The sequence below is a fragment of the Peribacillus sp. AS_2 genome (genome assembly GCF_026891895.1).
Taxonomy (GTDB): domain Bacteria; phylum Bacillota; class Bacilli; order Bacillales; family DSM-1321; genus Peribacillus; species Peribacillus frigoritolerans.
Window position 1 is genome coordinate 103,133 of the sequence record NZ_JAPTGA010000010.1, and the last position, 18,271, is coordinate 121,403.

General features: G+C 40.6%; 15 protein-coding genes. 11 read left to right on the plus strand and 4 right to left on the minus strand.

Annotated elements, in window-relative coordinates:
* Window positions 1–11: 11 nt before the first annotated feature.
* Together OTG27_RS18190 and OTG27_RS18195 are read left to right on the plus strand one after the other, a co-directional pair.
* Window positions 12–1,283: an ATP-binding protein gene (locus tag OTG27_RS18190; RefSeq protein ID WP_268937663.1), complete on the plus strand. Its 1,272-nt coding sequence runs from the start codon at window positions 12–14 to the stop codon at window positions 1,281–1,283.
* The gene (locus OTG27_RS18195) at window positions 1,280–2,194 is read left to right on the plus strand and encodes a response regulator (protein ID WP_063590197.1); all 915 of its coding nucleotides are present in this window, start codon (window positions 1,280–1,282) and stop codon (window positions 2,192–2,194) included. The genes OTG27_RS18190 and OTG27_RS18195 overlap by 4 nt, the downstream gene beginning before the upstream one ends.
* Before the next feature lie 424 nt (window positions 2,195–2,618).
* Here OTG27_RS18195 and OTG27_RS18200 read toward each other — a convergent pair whose 3' ends face one another.
* On the minus strand, window positions 2,619–2,876 hold the full coding sequence (locus OTG27_RS18200; protein WP_057276990.1) for a zinc ribbon domain-containing protein: 258 nt from the start codon (window positions 2,874–2,876) through the stop codon (window positions 2,619–2,621).
* Between the two features lie 409 nt (window positions 2,877–3,285).
* Between OTG27_RS18200 and helD the strand changes: the two genes are divergently transcribed.
* The 4 genes from helD (at window position 3,286) to OTG27_RS18220 (ending at window position 9,559) form a co-directional block, all read left to right on the plus strand.
* The gene (gene helD / locus OTG27_RS18205; protein WP_268937664.1) at window positions 3,286–5,625 is read left to right on the plus strand and encodes an RNA polymerase recycling motor HelD; all 2,340 of its coding nucleotides are present in this window, start codon (window positions 3,286–3,288) and stop codon (window positions 5,623–5,625) included.
* Window positions 5,626–5,729: 104 nt separating this feature from the next.
* Window positions 5,730–5,945: a hypothetical protein gene (locus OTG27_RS18210; RefSeq protein WP_191929309.1), complete on the plus strand. Its 216-nt coding sequence runs from the start codon at window positions 5,730–5,732 to the stop codon at window positions 5,943–5,945.
* A gap of 35 nt (window positions 5,946–5,980) precedes the next feature.
* A complete protein-coding gene (gene sspL, locus OTG27_RS18215; RefSeq protein WP_034304091.1) occupies window positions 5,981–6,112 on the plus strand; it encodes a small, acid-soluble spore protein L in 132 nt (43 codons plus the stop codon).
* 276 nt (window positions 6,113–6,388) lie between these two features.
* Entirely contained in the window at window positions 6,389–9,559 is a 3,171-nt protein-coding gene (locus OTG27_RS18220) for an ATP-binding cassette domain-containing protein (protein WP_268937665.1), read from the plus strand.
* 369 nt (window positions 9,560–9,928) lie between these two features.
* On the opposite strand, the gene OTG27_RS18225 is transcribed toward OTG27_RS18220, so the two are convergent.
* Entirely contained in the window at window positions 9,929–11,197 is a 1,269-nt protein-coding gene (locus OTG27_RS18225; protein ID WP_268937666.1) for an ATP-binding protein, read from the minus strand.
* A gap of 213 nt (window positions 11,198–11,410) precedes the next feature.
* Here OTG27_RS18225 and OTG27_RS18230 point away from each other — a divergent pair, with 213 nt between their 5' ends.
* Complete coding sequence (locus OTG27_RS18230) at window positions 11,411–11,869, plus strand: SRPBCC family protein (protein ID WP_268937667.1); 459 nt, start codon at window positions 11,411–11,413, stop codon at window positions 11,867–11,869.
* 678 nt (window positions 11,870–12,547) lie between these two features.
* Here OTG27_RS18230 and OTG27_RS18240 read toward each other — a convergent pair.
* A complete protein-coding gene (locus tag OTG27_RS18240) occupies window positions 12,548–13,531 on the minus strand; it encodes an ornithine cyclodeaminase family protein (RefSeq protein ID WP_268937668.1) in 984 nt (327 codons plus the stop codon).
* 34 nt (window positions 13,532–13,565) lie between these two features.
* A complete protein-coding gene (locus OTG27_RS18245) occupies window positions 13,566–14,864 on the minus strand; it encodes an MFS transporter (RefSeq protein ID WP_268937669.1) in 1,299 nt (432 codons plus the stop codon).
* A gap of 164 nt (window positions 14,865–15,028) precedes the next feature.
* Between OTG27_RS18245 and OTG27_RS18250 the strand changes: the two genes are divergently transcribed.
* The 4 genes from OTG27_RS18250 (at window position 15,029) to OTG27_RS18265 (ending at window position 18,023) form a co-directional block, all read left to right on the plus strand.
* On the plus strand, window positions 15,029–15,541 hold the full coding sequence (locus OTG27_RS18250) for a helix-turn-helix domain-containing protein (protein ID WP_268937670.1): 513 nt from the start codon (window positions 15,029–15,031) through the stop codon (window positions 15,539–15,541).
* 231 nt (window positions 15,542–15,772) lie between these two features.
* The gene (locus tag OTG27_RS18255) at window positions 15,773–16,522 is read left to right on the plus strand and encodes a methionine ABC transporter ATP-binding protein (RefSeq protein ID WP_268937671.1); all 750 of its coding nucleotides are present in this window, start codon (window positions 15,773–15,775) and stop codon (window positions 16,520–16,522) included.
* Window positions 16,515–17,177: a methionine ABC transporter permease gene (locus OTG27_RS18260; RefSeq protein WP_268937672.1), complete on the plus strand. Its 663-nt coding sequence runs from the start codon at window positions 16,515–16,517 to the stop codon at window positions 17,175–17,177. The genes OTG27_RS18255 and OTG27_RS18260 overlap by 8 nt, the downstream gene beginning before the upstream one ends.
* Window positions 17,178–17,195: 18 nt before the next feature.
* The gene (locus OTG27_RS18265) at window positions 17,196–18,023 is read left to right on the plus strand and encodes a MetQ/NlpA family ABC transporter substrate-binding protein (protein WP_063594653.1); all 828 of its coding nucleotides are present in this window, start codon (window positions 17,196–17,198) and stop codon (window positions 18,021–18,023) included.
* Window positions 18,024–18,271 lie beyond the last annotated feature (248 nt).

Consider the following 18,271-nt stretch of genomic DNA (forward strand, 5'->3'; position numbering starts at 1 on the left):
GAGGGACCGTATTGAAAAAGAGTATAAGGATATTACTATTGATTATGATTGCGGTGCCTCTTGCGGGCGAATTCAAGTTTTACCCCTTCGATGATACATTCAGAGTCAGTTTGGGAACCCCCGTCTTCTTCTTGTTTTTACTATGGGGGAGGAGCATCCGTCCGATAATTGCAGGCATAGTGACGGGAGTGAGTGTGTTTTTTTTGCGTTTTTCACTGGCTGTCGGGATACGGGACATATCTGTTGAGGATGCGATCTATCTTCATGTTCCCGCCTTTTTCTACTACTTCATTTACGCGTTGGCCTTTCATAAAACGAAATTGAACGAACGGCACGATCAGCCGTTTATGATCGGGCTTTTAGGGGTATTGATCGAGCTTTTTGCAAGTGTATCGGAGATGACGATCCGATCCATCCTGGCGAATCAGGGCACACCCTTGTTAGCCATTGACCAACTTGTTTTAATCGCCTTTATTCGAAGCTTTTTCGTTCTCGGCTTTTTTAATATATTAAAGCTGAGAGAAGCGAAATCCGCAGAAGCGGAGCAACGCATCCAAAAGGAACAAATGCTGCTTTTCATTTCAAGTTTGTATGAGGAATCGGTTCAACTGAAGAAAACGATGCAAAATGCGGAAGAAATCACCCGAACTTGTTATGACTTTTACAGTCGGATAAAAACGAGGGGGACTAATGGAAGCGATGCGCAAACTGCGTTGCAGATTGCCGGTCTCGTGCATGAGATCAAAAAAGATAACCAGCGGATTCATGCGGGGCTTTCGAAACTTATGTCATCCAAAAACCTGCAGGAATATATGAAGATCGAAGACCTTGGTAACATCATGATCGTGTCCAATAGACGATATGCAGAGTCCCTTCGCAAAGTTATTACATTTACCTTGCATATAGATGATGACCATCCCCCCTATCATGTATATATGGTATTATCATTAATAAATAATTTATTGGCCAATGCAGTTGAAGCCATTGAAGAAGAAGGATACGTATCACTGCATGTGAAAAGGAAAGATCAATTCGTGGAGTTTTGCATCTGTGATAATGGCCCAGGCATTGCGCCAAAGCGGAAGGAAATCATTTTTACAGCAGGTTATACAAAGAAATTCGATGCGGCGGGAAACCCTTCGACGGGAATTGGCTTATCGTATGTGAAACAAACAGTTGAAAAATTTGGAGGACATATCAGGCTAATGGATACCTATAAAGAAACCGTATTCATCGTAGGAATTCCGATTGATGCTATTATGGAGAAAGGGCTAACGAGATGAATTATTTCATTATAGATGACGATCCTGCCATTCGAGGAATGTTGACAGAGATAATTGAAGACGAAGATTTAGGCAAAGTGGTGGGAGAAGCAGAAGACGGAGCTTTAGTGAATAATGGCTTGTTGTTTTTAAAAAAAGCAGACGTTGTCTTAATTGATTTGCTCATGCCATTAAGGGATGGAATTGAAACAATCAGGTCTCTTGCTGATGGATTTCAAGGAAGATTTGTGATGATATCGCAAGTGGAAACGAAAGAAATGATTGGTGAGGCGTATAGATTAGGAGCGGAATACTACATTACAAAACCGCTGAACCAAGTTGAAATTTCATGCATATTAAACAAAGTGAACGAGCGAATACTGGTTGATCAATCGATCCAGGGCATTCAAAAGTCGTTGAACGTGTTTACGGACCGCCCGAAGTCTTCTAAAACCTTTCATACAAAAAATATCATGGAAGCCGGACGGTCCTTGATTTCTGATTTAGGTATGATTGGCGAAGGGGGAAGCGAGGATTTATTAAACATTTTAGGATTCCTCCAAAATGAAAAGCAAAGACTCGGTCCTGCCTACTCGTTTCCATATTTAAAGGAGATTTTTGCTGGGATTGCTGCTGAAAAGCTGGGAGATCAAGCGAAAGAAGCCGAAATCCAGAAAGAAATGAAAGCTTCCGAGCAGCGTGTCCGTCGCGCTCTTAACCAGGCACTCATCCATATCGCTTCATTAGGATTGACGGATTATATGAATCCAAAATTCGAAGCCTATTCATCCACATTTTTTGATTTCTCGGAAGTCCGAAAAAAAATGCTGGAGCTAGAAGACAAAAGCAAAAAAGTAAGCAGTCAGAGCCGCAATAATATGAAAAAATTTATCCAAGTGCTGTTTATGGAAGCAAGGCAGATGATGAAATAATAAACCAGTAACACAAGCGGAATAGATTGAAAATTCCCAAAAACATTTTCTTATTTTTCGTTGGAAGAAGCATAAAGGCAAATCCGTTTATATGGGATTTGTCTTTATCGCTATTTTCTCCGTATTTTTTTTATGGCTCTTTTCGTAAAGTTTGTTGTTTTTAAACGAAACTATTTAAGGTTGATTGGAGCGGAAGTCCGAGACTCCTGCGGGAGCAGCGGGAGAGGTGAGACCCCACAGGCGTTTACGCCGAGGAGGCTCACCGCCCGCACCAAGGAAAGCGAGCATCTTGAGGGGAAATCAACCACAGCCCACTACCTGGTGAATAGCAACAAAGTATGTGAAAACAGGCTTTTTTATTAACAGTATTGTTTCAAATCTATAGAAAAATGATAAAAAAGTTCATTCGTTTTCTATTCGTTGATTAATTCCATCGCTCTAATTTTGGGATGCCTCTAGTGAAAAACTTAGCAATAAATTTAGGCATATTCATATTTTCCATCATATGATTTTGAACAACTTTTTGCATTTCTATCGCAGTAATGTTTTGAGTGAATTCACCATTTATATAACAATGACTGCAATATTTAGTACTTATCCTACCATCTTTTTCAGTTCCACCACCTAATTCATCTTTAGATAGCGGCATTCCACAACTTTGACATGCTTTATAATTTTTCATGATAATTTCTCCTACAAAAAGTTTTATCCTAAACATTATCTAACAAACAAAGTTAAGTCAAGACAATATGAATCACATCTCATCGAAACGAATCAAACGTTGATGTGGGTGTTGCAGATCTTATGAAAGGCGGGACTGGCGAAGCTTTAGGCCTTCAATAATCATAAAAATAACCAGCCAAGCTATTGCTCAACTGGTTCTGGCTTTACATGTTAAATTCAAGTTTAAAATGACGATTCATTATGGCAACTGTTGTGTAAAATACATTGATATCATTCGGAATTTATGATAAATTAGTATAGAAACACATTTAAATACGCACTAAACAGTTTACCCCTTACTATAAGTATAAGGTAAAACTCACCTCTAGTCAACCCCTAATTTCTCATTTTTTAAAGGAGTGTCCGTTATGAACAATGAAATTCGGCAGGAGCAAGAACGTTTGAATGAGGTGATAGAAACAATCACGAAACAAATCAGCAAAATAGAAGGAGAAACTTCAAAGCGTAAAAAAGAAGTTGTTAATATCCGTAAACACTTTTGGGATGACCTCAAAGTTAATATCGATACTTTCGATGATTACCTCGAGACCATCATTGGCTTAAGGCAGCAGGCCCAAGACTTGTCACAAAGCGAAGGCGCACATAGATATGCCTTCAAGAGGCTGTCAACACTACGCCGCATGCAGGAAGTGCCTTACTTCGGCCGGATTGATATCACTGAAGAAGGGTCTCCCCTTACGGAACAAATTTATATTGGGACTTCCACTCTAACTGATGCAACAGGAGAAAACTTCATTATCTACGATTGGAGGGCCCCGGTTTCGAGTGTTTATTATGACTATCCTCCCGGTCCTGTAGAATACTCCACTCCCGGAGGCGTAATTCGGGGGATGTTGGAGAACAAGTGGCAATACACCATCAAGGGCGGCGTTATCGAATCGATGTTCGATACGAGTCTCACCATTGGGGATGAAATCCTGCAGCAGGTACTGGGCAAGGGAACGGATAAGCATATGCACAGTATCGTGTCCACCATTCAACGTGAGCAAAATAGGATCATCCGGAACGATCGCGGACGTCTGCTCATTGTTCAAGGTGCAGCTGGCAGCGGGAAGACATCAGCTGCCCTTCAACGGATCGCTTACTTGCTCTACAAGAACCGAGAAAGGCTGAAAGCCGATCAAATCATTTTATTCTCTCCTAACTCCATGTTTAATAACTACGTATCCAATGTGTTGCCCGAACTTGGCGAAGAGAATATGCAGCAGGTAACATTCCAGGAATATCTGGATCATCGTCTGACTGACTCGTTTCAAGTTGAGGATCCTTATGAGCAACTGGAATATTTGCTGACTGGAGCGGAGGATCCTTCCTATAGCACCAGGACAGCGAGTATCCAATTTAAGGCATCCATTCGCTTCTTTGAAATCATCAAGACCTACAGACAATCACTGGAGCAATCCGGAATGATCTTTAGAGGGGTGAAGTTCCGAGGGGAAACGCTCGTCTCCGCCAAACAAATCTCGGAAAGATTTTATAACACAGACACCACATTAAAATTTCATAATAGGATTGAAAAGCTGAAAGAGTGGTTATGTAAGTTACTTGATGAAAGGGAAAAGTTCGAGTTGAAACAACCCTGGGTCGAGGAGGAAATCGAGTATCTTAGCAAAGAAGACTACCAAAAGGTATACACCTATTTAGAGAAAAAACGCAGTGATAATGAAGATTCCTTTGACGATTATGAGATGGAAAATAAAATGCTTGCGCGTATGATTGTTCGAAAGAAATTGAAGACGTTACGCAAACGGATAAAAGCACTTCATTTTATCAATATTAAGGGCATATACAAGCAACTTTTTGACGAACGAATACGGATCGAACTGTGGAATGAGGGTGAAGCACCTGCCGAAAGGGAAATTTGCTTATCAACCCAAAAAATGCTGGACGAAGGTAAACTGTATTATGAAGACGCGACTCCATTTTTGCTGCTGAAGGAGTTAATTCAAGGATTTCAGTCGAATACAGCTATAAAATACGTGCTTGTAGACGAAGCACAGGATTATTCTCCATTTCAATTCGAGTTCTTGAAACGATTGTTTCCTAATGCCAGGATGACCGTGCTCGGTGACTTTAACCAGGCAATATTCGCTCATGCCAGCGAACGGGTGGATTTCCAGACTCTGACCAGTTTATACGGGATAAGTGAAACCGAGAGCATTACCTTGGATCAAAGCTACAGATCCACAAAGCAGATTATAGAATTCACACGTGAACTAATTCCAGAAGGCCATCGAATTAAGGCATTCAATCGTGAAGGCGAGAAGCCGGTACTCACTCAAGTGTCTAGCCGTGATGAATTGCACCGTGAGATCATGTCTAAGGTCAAAGACTTTCAAAGCCGTGAGTACAATACAATCGCAATAATCTGTAAATCTGCTGCCGAAAGTGCCGCCGCATACGATGCCCTTAAAGCCCACGGTGAAATTAAACTCGTACAGAAAGGCACAAATGAATATGAACAGGGTGTAGTTGTTATACCGGCTTATTTAGCCAAAGGCATCGAATTCGATGCAGTCATCATTTATGATGCATCCATGCAAACATACGGTGATGAGAGCCTGCGTAGATTGTTTTACACCGCATGCACCAGGGCTATGCATGACTTGCAAATTTATACGGTTGGCGAACCCAGTCCCTTCTTGAAAAACAGTGCAGCGGAGAGTTCACTTCTGACCTCCAAATAACAAAGAATGGAGTCATTATTAGTGCTTCCTTTTTTCTCCTTTCATTTTATTGCTCTTTTATCGAAATACTATAAAAGAAAAGCTTTAGAAAAGGAGGAGATGGATTGACTAACGATAAAGAACAGGTGGAAACGGGAGGAAGCCAGGTGACTGGTGAATCAACGACTCAAACAGTTAATGATGGCCATTATCATTATCCAGGGCCCGTGGAAGAAGGCTATAGCGGAAATACAGGAAGAGCCGTACAGCCTGCCGGGAAAAAAGATCCTGATGTTCCTCAGAACAAAGACACATTTAATTACACCCGTAATGTAAAGTAGATCCGTCCAACATCATATACTTGGAGGTGAAGGAAATGAGTAAAAAGACAGGAAGAGGTCGCATCGCACCAAGTGTTAACCCGCAGGGACATGGAAAAGATGTGGAATTCTCCACCGAGCCTAAAAGCGATCTTGAAAACAAGGCAAAAAAGTCCAATACAAAATAAACGTATTGGATAAAAATGCGTTCATACTTTATAAGGAAAGCCCTTCTCTTAGTCGAGAGGGGCTTTTATAATCTAGAAGGCTTTAATCATCATATTGGTTTGGTTATGGAAAAAATCTAATCCTTACTCCTCGTTTTTTGTCGATGAATCATACGTGTTTGAAGCAGCGGAATGTGAAAGAATAGAAGGATGGGGTTACCGTTAAAAAAATACCAAATACATATACCGCTGTGCTAATATGAAAGACTGAGCTTAAAAAAATGAGAGGAGTTACAAATGAAAATAAATCGATTAATAGCGAACAATATAAGCCATTTAGATTCATCACTGCCAGACGACCAATCATTAGGAATTGCTGGTTTATCAGGTTCCGGGAAGACGACTTTTTGTCAAACCATTGGCGAAGAATCCAAGAAGCGTCTCGTTTCCTTATTGCCGAAGTCTGAATATCAGTATTTATTCCCTAATATTATGGAAACCAACTTCAGTGCCATCAAGATGGAGGAAATGCCTCTGGTCCTTTTTCTCGGCAAATCATCCATTTCAGCTAATCCCCGTTCGACCATTGGTACACATACTGGTGTGTTTAAAGAGATACGTGTTTGTCTTGCAGAAAAATTCAATCTTTCTCCGGAAGTTTTTTCATTTAATAATGCCTTAGGCTGGTGCCCCACTTGTAAAGGACGCGGTACGACGAAAAACGTCGAATGTCCAAAGTGTGAGGGCAAGCGCTACAATCAAGAAGTCGAGCAATATACCATTGAATTATTAGACCGCCCGCATACTATATCCGATATCAACAACTTAAGCATCGAAACGATCCTTTCACTCGCAGAGACCTTACATATAAGTGAAGCCAAACAGCATATTCTCCAAAATATTATCAATATGAATATTGGTTATTTAGGCTTGAACCGTATTATGGGGACAGTGTCAGGAGGGGAATTAACCCGGCTTTATTTGGCCGAATTCATGGCAACAAGTGAAAATACCGTGATCATCATCGATGAAATCTCCGTCGGTCTTGATCATCAAACCCTTTTGAAAATTTTGGAGCAGATTAAGCAATTAGGTTATAAAAATCAAATTTGGCTCATTGATCATTCAGACACGGTGTTGGATAGCACGGATGACCAATTGTTCTTTGGACCCGGCAGCGGAAAATATGGCGGGAAAATCGTTGAGGAATCACCGCGGCCCAAACCAATCAGCTGGAAGCGTAATGAAGCAGCGCCAACGGAATACTATCAATTTCAGGATCTTTACTGCCGTAATATTCAAATGGAAGAAATCCGGATTCCCAAGAATAGACTCGTTACCTTTACGGGTGAGTCCGGCTGCGGTAAATCTACACTAGTCAATGAATGCATTTCCAAAGATTTTCAGAAGCGGTATCCAAAGGATAAGCTGGTCATGGTCGGGCAGGACCGAAATAAATCGATCACCAGCCGGTCGACCGTTGCGACGTTTCTTGATATTAAAAAGAAGCTAACCAAATACAGTGATGAAATTGATGATATTTTTCAGCGTTCGATCGAAGATATCATCGAAGAACTCCCAAAAGAGGACATCGCACATAAACGTTTGAGCTTATTGATCAAACTTGGGCTTGGTTATTTAACGTTAGAGAGAAAAACACAAACACTATCGACGGGTGAATTTCAATGTGTCCACTTAGTTTCCGAGCTGTTTGCGAAGACAAGGAACCCGCACACGCTGTTCATTTTTGACGAGCCTTCAAAAGGGTTATCGCAAAATATTTTAAACCAATTCATCGACAGTGTCAGGGTCATTCTGGAGGATGAATCCGTCTCCATCATCATGATTGAACATAATGCCTATATGCTGGAAAGCTCGGATTATATCGTGGATTTTGGCAAAAGACAGCTAACACCTGTCCAGCATCTTGACGTTGTCAGTCATGATGATTATTACAGTCACAAAAACAGTGACGAACGGGTGGAGCCTTTGCATATCTCTTCGACGATCCGGTCAAAAACTGGTATCGATTATTTACAGGGAAATCATCTGGACTATTTCAAAAACGCAGAGAACGTTTATAAGGGCGGCATTTTAAAAAGCTTATCACCAATCGCTCGCGTGATTTATGGGGAGTACGAGTCCGATACGATTGCCCCTGTGATCGCCATTGATCTTGAACGGCACTTGTACAGTCAATATACGTTTCTTTATGAATTGTGCGGAATGATCAACCATATAGTGGCTGCACATCCGACCAATAAGGATACAAGAAGCTTCGATTTCTATTCTGCAGAAAATCATTGTCCAAGCTGTTCGGGACGCCGGTTCATTGAAAAATTCGATTTCGATGTAGTCATACAAGACAAAAACGTGCCATTCTGGGATGGTTTATTACATCCGGACGTGATGGAAGTATTAAAATATTATCAGCATTCCAAACTGCAATTCCTGTTTGATGAGATCAAGAATGAACTAGGTCACGACATTAGTAAAAGCTATAATGAGATGACAGATGCCGAAAAGCATACCTTCTTATATGGGTATTGGGAAAAGTCCTTTTACGATAAAGCAGGCAAGGCATCGAGAATTTGGGAAGGGTTCAATTTCATCATTGGGCGTTATATCTTCGTATCGAAATCAATCATTAAAGAGCAGATGAAAGAAACAAAAGAGATGATCGACTGTCCAGTCTGTCAAGGAACGGTTCTCAAACATCATAAAAAGCTGATGTTTGGTGATACGGACATTCGCGAGATCATCCAACAGCCAATTGATCAAGTCATCAAAATTGTAGGAAAGCTGCCGGAACTGGAAAAACTAAAAGCGATTGTGGGCAGCGATACCGCACTCACTGATGATGTCTCATTCCTTCCACGTGAAACAAAAGCGGCGTTGAAAATGCTCGAACTCGAACTAGCAAGCTTTGTCGGCTATGAAGTGGTTTTACAAAATACCCAACCATTCTGGGACAGCATTAAAGGCAATATCGAAGCAATCAGCAGCAAAAATCAGATTACCATCTGTGACTTTGCCAATATTAACGAAACAAGAGAAACCATTATTGATAAATATTTCACCAATGGCAAATACAAAAAACTAACCTATGTCTATGAAGCATTCGGCTACAAAAAAATCGTTACCCAAATCAATAAAATTAAAGCAAGTCATAAATGCCCATTCTGTAATGGCAAGAAAGTCATTTCAGAAGACAACATCCATGACGGTGTGTATAAATTAACGATCCCTTGTGTGAGCTGTCATGCCAGTGGCATCGATGATGAAGGGCGCAAAGAAACCGTCGAAAGCATCGACGTCCAGACCTGGCTGACAGGGAAAGTGAAGGATGTCGTGGCCGAAAGTGAACGTACCGAGGCCGTGGCCGATATCCCCATTTTCGCCCGGATACGTGAATTGAACAAACGAGACATGATGGCGGTTCATCAATGCCTAGAACAGAAAAAATAAAGTAAAAAGTCCGCCGTAAATGGCGGACTTTTATTTTGGGGACATAAGGGGTTAAGAGTCCGAATAGTGAGGTGAAGGTCGAAAAAAATTCGTGAGCGGCGAATACTATGTGGTTCAGGACGATAAACTGCGTCAATGGCCTAAGACAGTGCAGACAGTCGGCGAAAAGTGATTTAAAACAAAGTTGATAGGAGAGCGGGTGTGCGAGACTCCTGCGGGAAAAGCGTGTCCAAGTGAGACCCCGCAGGCGAAAGCCGAGGAGGCTCCCCGACCGCCCGCGGAAAGCGAGTGCCTGGAGTGGAAATCAACGGTCAAATTAAAAAAACCTTATACAAACTAAAAGTCCGCCGAAAATGGCGGACTTTTTTATTATTTTCCAGAATGATCTTCTTGATAAACGGGAAGTGTTATTGAAATCGTTGTTCCCTTATTCAAAGCGCTAGTTAAATGAAGTGTACCATTCATCGTTTGGATGGTCTTGACAGCCACCATAGATCCCAACCCAGTTCCTTTTTCTTTGGAACTGTAATAAGGCTCACCAAAACGATTTATTTGTTCCTTGTTCATTCCCACTCCATTGTCACTGATTTCGATAATGATATCGAAATTATTTACATAAGAAACAATATTAAGTTCCCCGCCGTTTGGCATTGCCTCTATACCATTCTTGATGAGGTTTAGAAAGCATTGCTTGAAATGTTGAATATTCCCCCGGGTGATGCCTGGAGCCAACTGATTAGATATAGTAACTAAATTCATGTTAGCCAATGGTTTGATCATTTCAATTACATATCCTATTTCACGGTTAATTAAAATATTTTCCACTTTCTCAAGTGCAGGTTTCGCAAATGCTAAGTATTCACTGATAATGGATTCTGCACTATTAAGCTCTCTAACTACATGTTGGATATATTGTTCTCTTACTTCCTGAGTCAGATCAGGAGCCTTTAGCAGTTGAACAAATCCTTTCACAACCGTTAGAGGATTTCTAACCTCATGTGAAATGCTGGCTGCAAGCTGACTGACTACCTCCATTTTTTCAAGCCTTACCATTTGTGTCCGGATTATAATGGCATCTTTTAAAATTTCTATGATATATAAAGCCAAAACGATAATGAAAGGAGGGAGGATAATAAAGTAAAATACATATGCCTCCGTTATTCGAAAATAATCAGACATAACGATTGAAATGAAGCTCGTTAGTATTCCAAGAAACAAAATTAATAGTATCGAGCTATTAAGCTTATTTTTTCGATTGAAATTTTTGAATTTGGAAGAAAATAAAGCCGTTATAATAAAGATTACGATATATACAGTTAACGTAAGTAAATTGAAACCATAAAAAGCAAACCTAAAAGTTAATATGATGACTAACAGTGCAGCTCCTACAGGCCAACCACCATAAAGGGTCCCTATTATAAAAGGGATTTGCCTGAGATCATGGACACAATATTCATCGATATAAATAGGAAACTTCATACATAAAATAATAGGAATGCTCATGCATGCAGTAATAAGGGTCTTGCCATAATGACTTAACCTTTTGCCATGATCTAATAAAATGTAATAAATCAAAATGCTTACTAAGATATAAAAAAGATTATCTAATATGTTTTGATTAATATAAATAAAATTCATAAGATTCTCCTGAAAAAGTAACCGTTTGGTTTATTATACAAGAATAACACCAAAAAAGAGAATCTTAATAAGTAATTTATTTACAGAACGACATTTAAATTAAAAAAAAGTTGGTTAATGTATCTATTTAATTAGAATTATTTAACGATTCATCCGTTCGAATTTGGTTATTACATAATAAAGGAAATATAATAGAGGCAGAGGTGATTTTCATTGAAAAAATGGACAAAAGAAATAGAAATAAATGCCCCAATTGAACAGGTATGGAAGTTTCTTGATGGTTCTGTAGAAAATTTGCAAAAAATCATGCCTCAAGTAGTTGAACAAAAGCCGGTTAAAATAACGGAAGAAGTGGTTGGAAGTGTATATCGCCAAAAATATCGAGAAGGAAAACGAACAGAAGAGTATGATATAGAAACATTGGAATATTTGAATGAAACTAATGAGAAAAAGCTAAAAGTAGGATTTATACTTGCAAAAATGTTTGATATTACGGCTTTTTATGAACTAAATAAAATCAATGACAATAGAACTTCTTTTACATATACAGTCACCAGTCGCCCATTGAAGTGGTTTTTGAAATTACTTTTAGTATTTGCTACCGATAAAGTGGTCGTGGAATTTTTAGATCGTGTCAAAAAGGTAGCTGAAGCAGAAACAAGTACCAACTAGCTCCTCTTCGATAAAGCTAGAAAAATCTTCCCAGCCGGGCACGATTCTGGAGGAATACAGATAGAAAATGATTCATCTTTTTTTGTGAAATTGTGACATTGATTTCCACTGCAGGCACTCGCTTTCCGCAGGCGGTCCGCCCTCGGCGCTTTGCGCCTGCGGGGTCTCCCTTGGACGCGTATTCCCGCAGGAGTCTCGTACCTTCCGTTCCAATCAACTTATTTTAAACTTTTGATAGAACCCCTTTTGTCTACAGTCTTTTGAAGGTATGTGAAAATTAGATTTCCACTCCAGGCACTCGCTTTCGCGGGCGGTCCGCCCTCGGCGCTTTGCGCCTGTGGGGTCTCCCTTGGACGCGTATTTCCCGCAGGAGTCTCGGACACCCGCACCAATCAACTCTGCGTGAAAACTAAGTCGACACAGCAACACAAATTAAAAATAATCCATCTTTTTTCAAGGTGGATTCAAACTGAAATACAAGCCACATGGCACTATATGATGCCAATAAAAAAAGCGACCGTGATAAAGGCTTGATCGCTTGTGAAAGATATGGATTATTCAAAAGGCCCTTCCGAAAGAAGGGTCTCTTTATTTAAAGATGAAATGTTACTGCAAGCTTGAACGTCGCTTGTTTCGGGTTGTTATTACATTCAGCGTTAGCAAAATGTATGACTTCTTCTATACCTCAATCTCCATCCCGATGTTCCGTTCTTTCGATTGGCTGTAAACACCTTTTGCCACAGCGAGGTCAAAATAAGCAGCACCGACTGATTTAAAGAAGGTAATTTCCTCTTCGTTTTCCCTGCCTGTTTTGGTCCGCATGACAAGTTCATAAAGCTCCCCGTGTATATCATTAAACGACCAATTCCCCTGATTGGCTGCAGAAATGAGTTCTCCTGCTTCAGCCTTCACGCCCGCCAAATCGTCGACGATAATTTTAGCAGCGCGTGAAATGGTGGTATTATCCACTTCTTTCATATCCGGTAAGTAAGACCCGACCCCATTAATGTGTGTGCCCAGCTTTACATCCTGCCCATTAAATACAGGCTCGTTCGAGCGGGTTGCACAGCAAATGATATCTGCTTGACGAACAGCTGCTGAAACATCTTCGCAAACTTCAAAAGGAGCGGTTACTCCGAATGCCCGCAGCTTTTCACCGAATTTCTGCGCTTTCTCTTGTGTGCGATTTACTAATAAAATACGCTCAATGTCCCTTACGGCTAACACACCAATTGCTTGTTCAAATCCCATAGCTCCTGTTCCGATGATCGTGAGAACCCTTGCGTCTTTACGAGCAAGAAAGTCTGTGGCAATGCCGCTCAATGCCCCCGTTCTGAGACGTGTTAAATAGGAGGCATTCAACAATGCTAGGTGTTCGCCATTTTCTGCATCTGACAGCAAGATGACTCCTTGTGTGGTTGCCATCCCCCTTGAAGGATTCTTTGGAAAAATGGTAACGACTTTGACTGCCGAAACTTCTTCAGATAAATCAGCGCTTGGCATGTAAAGGGCCGATGCCTCGTGTTGAGGGAAAGCAAGCACTGTGCGATGAGGGTTATCTATTTGTTGAGCACCATGTGCACGCAATACGGCCTTTATATCCGCTATTGCGTCTTTCATTCCATATGATTGTTGAATTTCCTTCTCACTTATTACCAACATTCAATTGTCCTCCTTGAAGTGAAAAATCCATAGATTACATGGCACTAGTATTATGTGTTTCGTCTAATTTCTGATTGCTGCGATCCTTAACTGCCCAAATCGCTGCTAGTGACAGGACAGATGCAAAAATAATATAAATGGCGACAGGAACATAGGAGTTATTAAACCTATCAAGTAAAGCCGTTGCAACTAGCGGCGCTGTTCCTCCTGCCAGAGCTGCTCCGATTTGATAGCCAAGCGTGATGCCGGTATAACGGATCTTTGCATCGAAAATTTCCGAGAACATCGTTCCAAGAACAGCTGTGATGGGAGCCCAAATAACCCCTAAACCTATCACTGTTGCAACGATTAATAGCAGGACCGATTTTTGCTGCAGCAACCAGAAGTATGGGAATGCAAACAGGGCCATCCCAATCGTTCCGCCTATAAACAGCTTTTTGCGGCCAATCTTATCAGATAAATTCCCCATGATAGGTATTAAAATCGTCGTTATAATTGTCGCAATCATGACTGCAGTTAATGTAGCTGTCCGTGAGAAACCGAGATTTGCAGTAGCATATGATACGACAAACGTGCTAAAAATATAAAATGGAGCTGTTTCTACCACTTTGGCTCCGACGGCAATAAGCACTTCACGCCAATAATTCTTAAGAGTTTCCACAATCGGCAGCTTTGGAACTTCTCCCGATTCCTTCACTTTTTTGAATGAAGGTGTTTCATCAATTCCTTTACGAATCCATAGGCCAAAAAATACTAGCAGAGCACTAAAAATGAATGGGATACGCCATCCCCAAGTCATGAATGCGTTTTCAGGCAGCATTGTCATAATGGATAGGGCAACGGTTCCAAGCAGCATTCCTATCGTAACACCCATTTGGGGAATGGCTCCGAACAAGCCCCGTTTCTCAGCGGGAGCATATTCAACGGCCAATAAAAGCGCGCCACCCCATTCACCGCCAATTCCCAGACCTTGTACTAAGCGCAGCGTGATTAATAAAATCGGCGCCCAAATCCCAACGGCTTGATACGTGGGAAGAAGTCCCATCCCAAATGTTGCGATCCCCATTAAACTAAGTGTTATAACAAGGGTTTTCTTTCTCCCAATACGATCACCAATATGACTAAAGATCACCCCGCCAAAGGGACGGATGAAGAATGCTAACGCAAAGGATGCATAGGAAAGCAACAGCCCTATTGTCGGATCCTCATTCACGAAGAATAGCTGATTGAACACGAGAGCTGCAACGGTCCCATATAAAAAATAGTCAAACCACTCAATCGAACTTCCGACTAAACTCGCGACTAATATTCGCCGCATTTGTTTCTTCTCCATCTTGAGTCACCCCGTTAAAATTGAAGTGTCACTTCAATTTATTATTTCCTTCATTGTAAATAATTTATAATTTTCTGTCAATTATTTTATTAATGACGGAACATTCATCAAAATTTGTACTGTATAATGAAGCTAGATACTATGTAAAAAAAGGGGGCATCTCCATGCCTTTTGATTCAATCGGGGAAAAAATGAAATCATTGAGGAAAGTGCGAAAACTAACATTAAAGAGCCTTGCTGAACAAACAGGTGTTTCGATCAGCTTTTTATCACAAGTAGAACGGGGTAAATCAAGCGTCACATTAGAGTCATTAAAAAAAATCGCTGATACATTGGATGTCAGCCCAAGTTTCTTTTTTTCTGAGGACCGTTCCCAAGGAAATTCAGATTATAATCATGAACAATTTCACTATCAGAATTTATCCAGCGGCATTCGTGATGCTGTTTTTTCGCCTATTCTTGTCACCTTAAAGCCAGGTGAAAATAAAGGAAGCGCCTTTTCTCATAGCGGACATGAATTCTTATTCATTATCGAAGGTAAGTTGACAGTGGAAATAGAGGGAGAAAGAATGGAACTCCATGAACAGCAGTCTTTCATGTTCGATGCTCGAAAAGCCCATTACTGGTTTAACTTCTCGGATCATATTGTCCGGTTTTTGGTGGTGTCGTCGAAATAACGTCACGGTGCTGTGTAATAAAAGTATATCCAGTTAACGAAACATGTCGTACAAAAGGATAGATGTAAACAGGGATTCCTCACTGTTCATCTATCCTTTCTAACTGTTAATTTGTGTCTTTGCATTAGGTCCTCATTAGTTGATAGAATGATTTATCAGCTGTGTTTCTTTGATGAAACTATTAATGAGGAGCGCTATACATACCTTTCAACAAATAGAAAGTGGGATTTTATGATTAACCTGGATCAAGTGAGTAAAAATTTTTCACAATTTCAGGCTATTAAGTCTGTTACTTTAACAATACCTAAAGGTGAAATTCATGGAATAATCGGAGCAAGCGGAGCAGGGAAATCAACGCTGCTGCGGCTAATGAATTTGTTGGAGACCCCAGATGTGGGCGAAGTGGAGGTAAACGGCCAAAGCTTGACAACATTGAACAATAAAGCACTTCGAGGGGCACGGAAGTCGATTGGCATGATCTTTCAGCATTTTAATCTTGTGGCAAATAAAACGGTTTATGACAATGTTGCAGCCTCTTTAGAGCTGGCAAATTATCCAAAGAAGGAACGTCGGAGCCGTGTTTTAGAATGTCTCCAATTTGTCGGATTGGAGGGTGAGATGGAGAGATATCCTGCACAATTAAGCGGGGGACAAAAGCAGCGTGTTGCCATTGCAAGGGCATTGGCAAATAACCCTCAAGTGTTGTTATGTGATGAACCGACCTCTTCCCTTGATCCAAATACAACCGCTGAAATATTAGACGTGCTACAAAACATCAACAAACGCTTCGGTGTTACGATAGTCATTGTTAGTCATGAGCTGGATGTCATTAAAAGTATATGCAATCGTGTATCGATCATGGCAGAGGGAGAGATTTATGACACGGTCTTAATCGAACCAACCGGGATTCAAAAAAAGGATAATCGTCCAGAATACTTTATCGAACAATTAGCAGAGAATGGTGGGCGAGGTCATGCCTGAGATTTTAGTTCAATATGAGGTAGAAATTTGGCAGTCAATTGGAGAAACCATTACGATGGTTGGTGTGTCCATTTTAGCTGCGATTTTGATTGGATTGCCTGTCGGGACCTTGCTATTTCTTTCTAGGAAGGGTCATTTGCTTGAAAATCCTTGGGCTTTCTCGATATTAAATTTACTTGTGAATATTATCCGTTCATTCCCGTTTTTATTATTGGTTGTTTTTTTAATCCCTTTTACAAGGCTCATAATCGGCACAGCCATTGGTACAGCAGCTGCTTGCGTTCCATTAGCGATCATTGCCATTGCCCATTATTCGCGATTGGTCGAGCAATCTTTATTGGACGTGCCAAAGGGTGTGATCGAGGCAGCCATTTCCATGGGGGCTTCCGTTAAGGATGTCATATTTAAATTTCTTTACGTGGAGGCTCGTTCAGGGCTTGTCCTCGGACTAACAACATCGATTATCAGCTTTATTTCCTATTCAACGATCATGGGGGTGGTCGGAGGCGGCGGTATCGGCGACTTTGCCATCAGGTATGGCTACCAGCAGTTTAAAACAGAGCTAATGATTTATATGATTATCATTATGATTATTCTAGTACAGCTTATCCAATTCATTGGAACAGCTGTAGCCAGAATGATTGATAAAAGATAAATAATGGAGGGAAACATCATGAAAAAAATACTCTTTCTCATGGCAGCAATTATGTTGTTTTTAGTAGGATGTGGAAAGACGAATGAAGTAAAAGAGAAAGAAAACGCGCAGAATCAGGAGAAGGAAGAGGTAACATTGAAAGTGGCCTCACTCATTCCCCCAATGACGGAAATCCTTGAGCTTGTTAAACCAAAGCTGGCAGAGGAGGGCATTAACCTGGAAATGGTTGTATTAAGTGATAATGTGCAGCCTAATACCGCACTAGCGGCAAAAGAAGTGGATGTGAACTTCTTCCAACACGTTCCATATATGGAGGAATTCAATCGAAACAAAAATGCCGAGCTAGTACCCGTGAAACCCATTTATTTTGCCAATTATGGTGTGTACTCCAAAGAATACGATTCAATGGATAAATTGCCAGAGGGTGCCGTTATTGCCATTGCAAATGATGTGTCGAATATCGATCGCTCATTGGCCTTGCTGGCACAGCATAAAGTGATCACTTTAAAGGAAAAAAAGGGTCCATACTATACAATGTCTGATATCACTGAGAACCCTAAAAACTATAAGTTTAAAGAAGTAGATTTATTAATGCTAGCGAGAACGTATGATGAAGCAGATGCGATAGTAATAACACCTGCTTACGCTGCACCGCTTGGTTTGACACCAAAAAATGACGCCCTTCTCACAGAAGGTGTTGAAAATGACTTTGCGATTACATTAGTGGCACGCAAGGATAACGTGGATTCCGAGCCAGTCCAAAAGTTGGCCAAGGCCATGACAAGCCCGGAGGTACGCAAATTTTTAGAAGAGAAATATAGTGAAACGGCCATACCGGCCTTTTAATTTTGATACAAAGAAAGGGCTATTCCTTCAATAGGAATAGTCCTTTTTTACGTATTAGTTTAACATTGCCAATTTTGTGGCTCCTGGAAAATTACAAAGCATAAAGAAATATTCTATTATCCTACCTTCTTTATACTATAAATCCGTTTAATAAAAAGTCCCTTCATTTCTTGAATAAATATAGAAACTCTTCTAAAATATATTTAGTCCATAATTTTACAGTGAATAAAAATATTACATAGAAATGA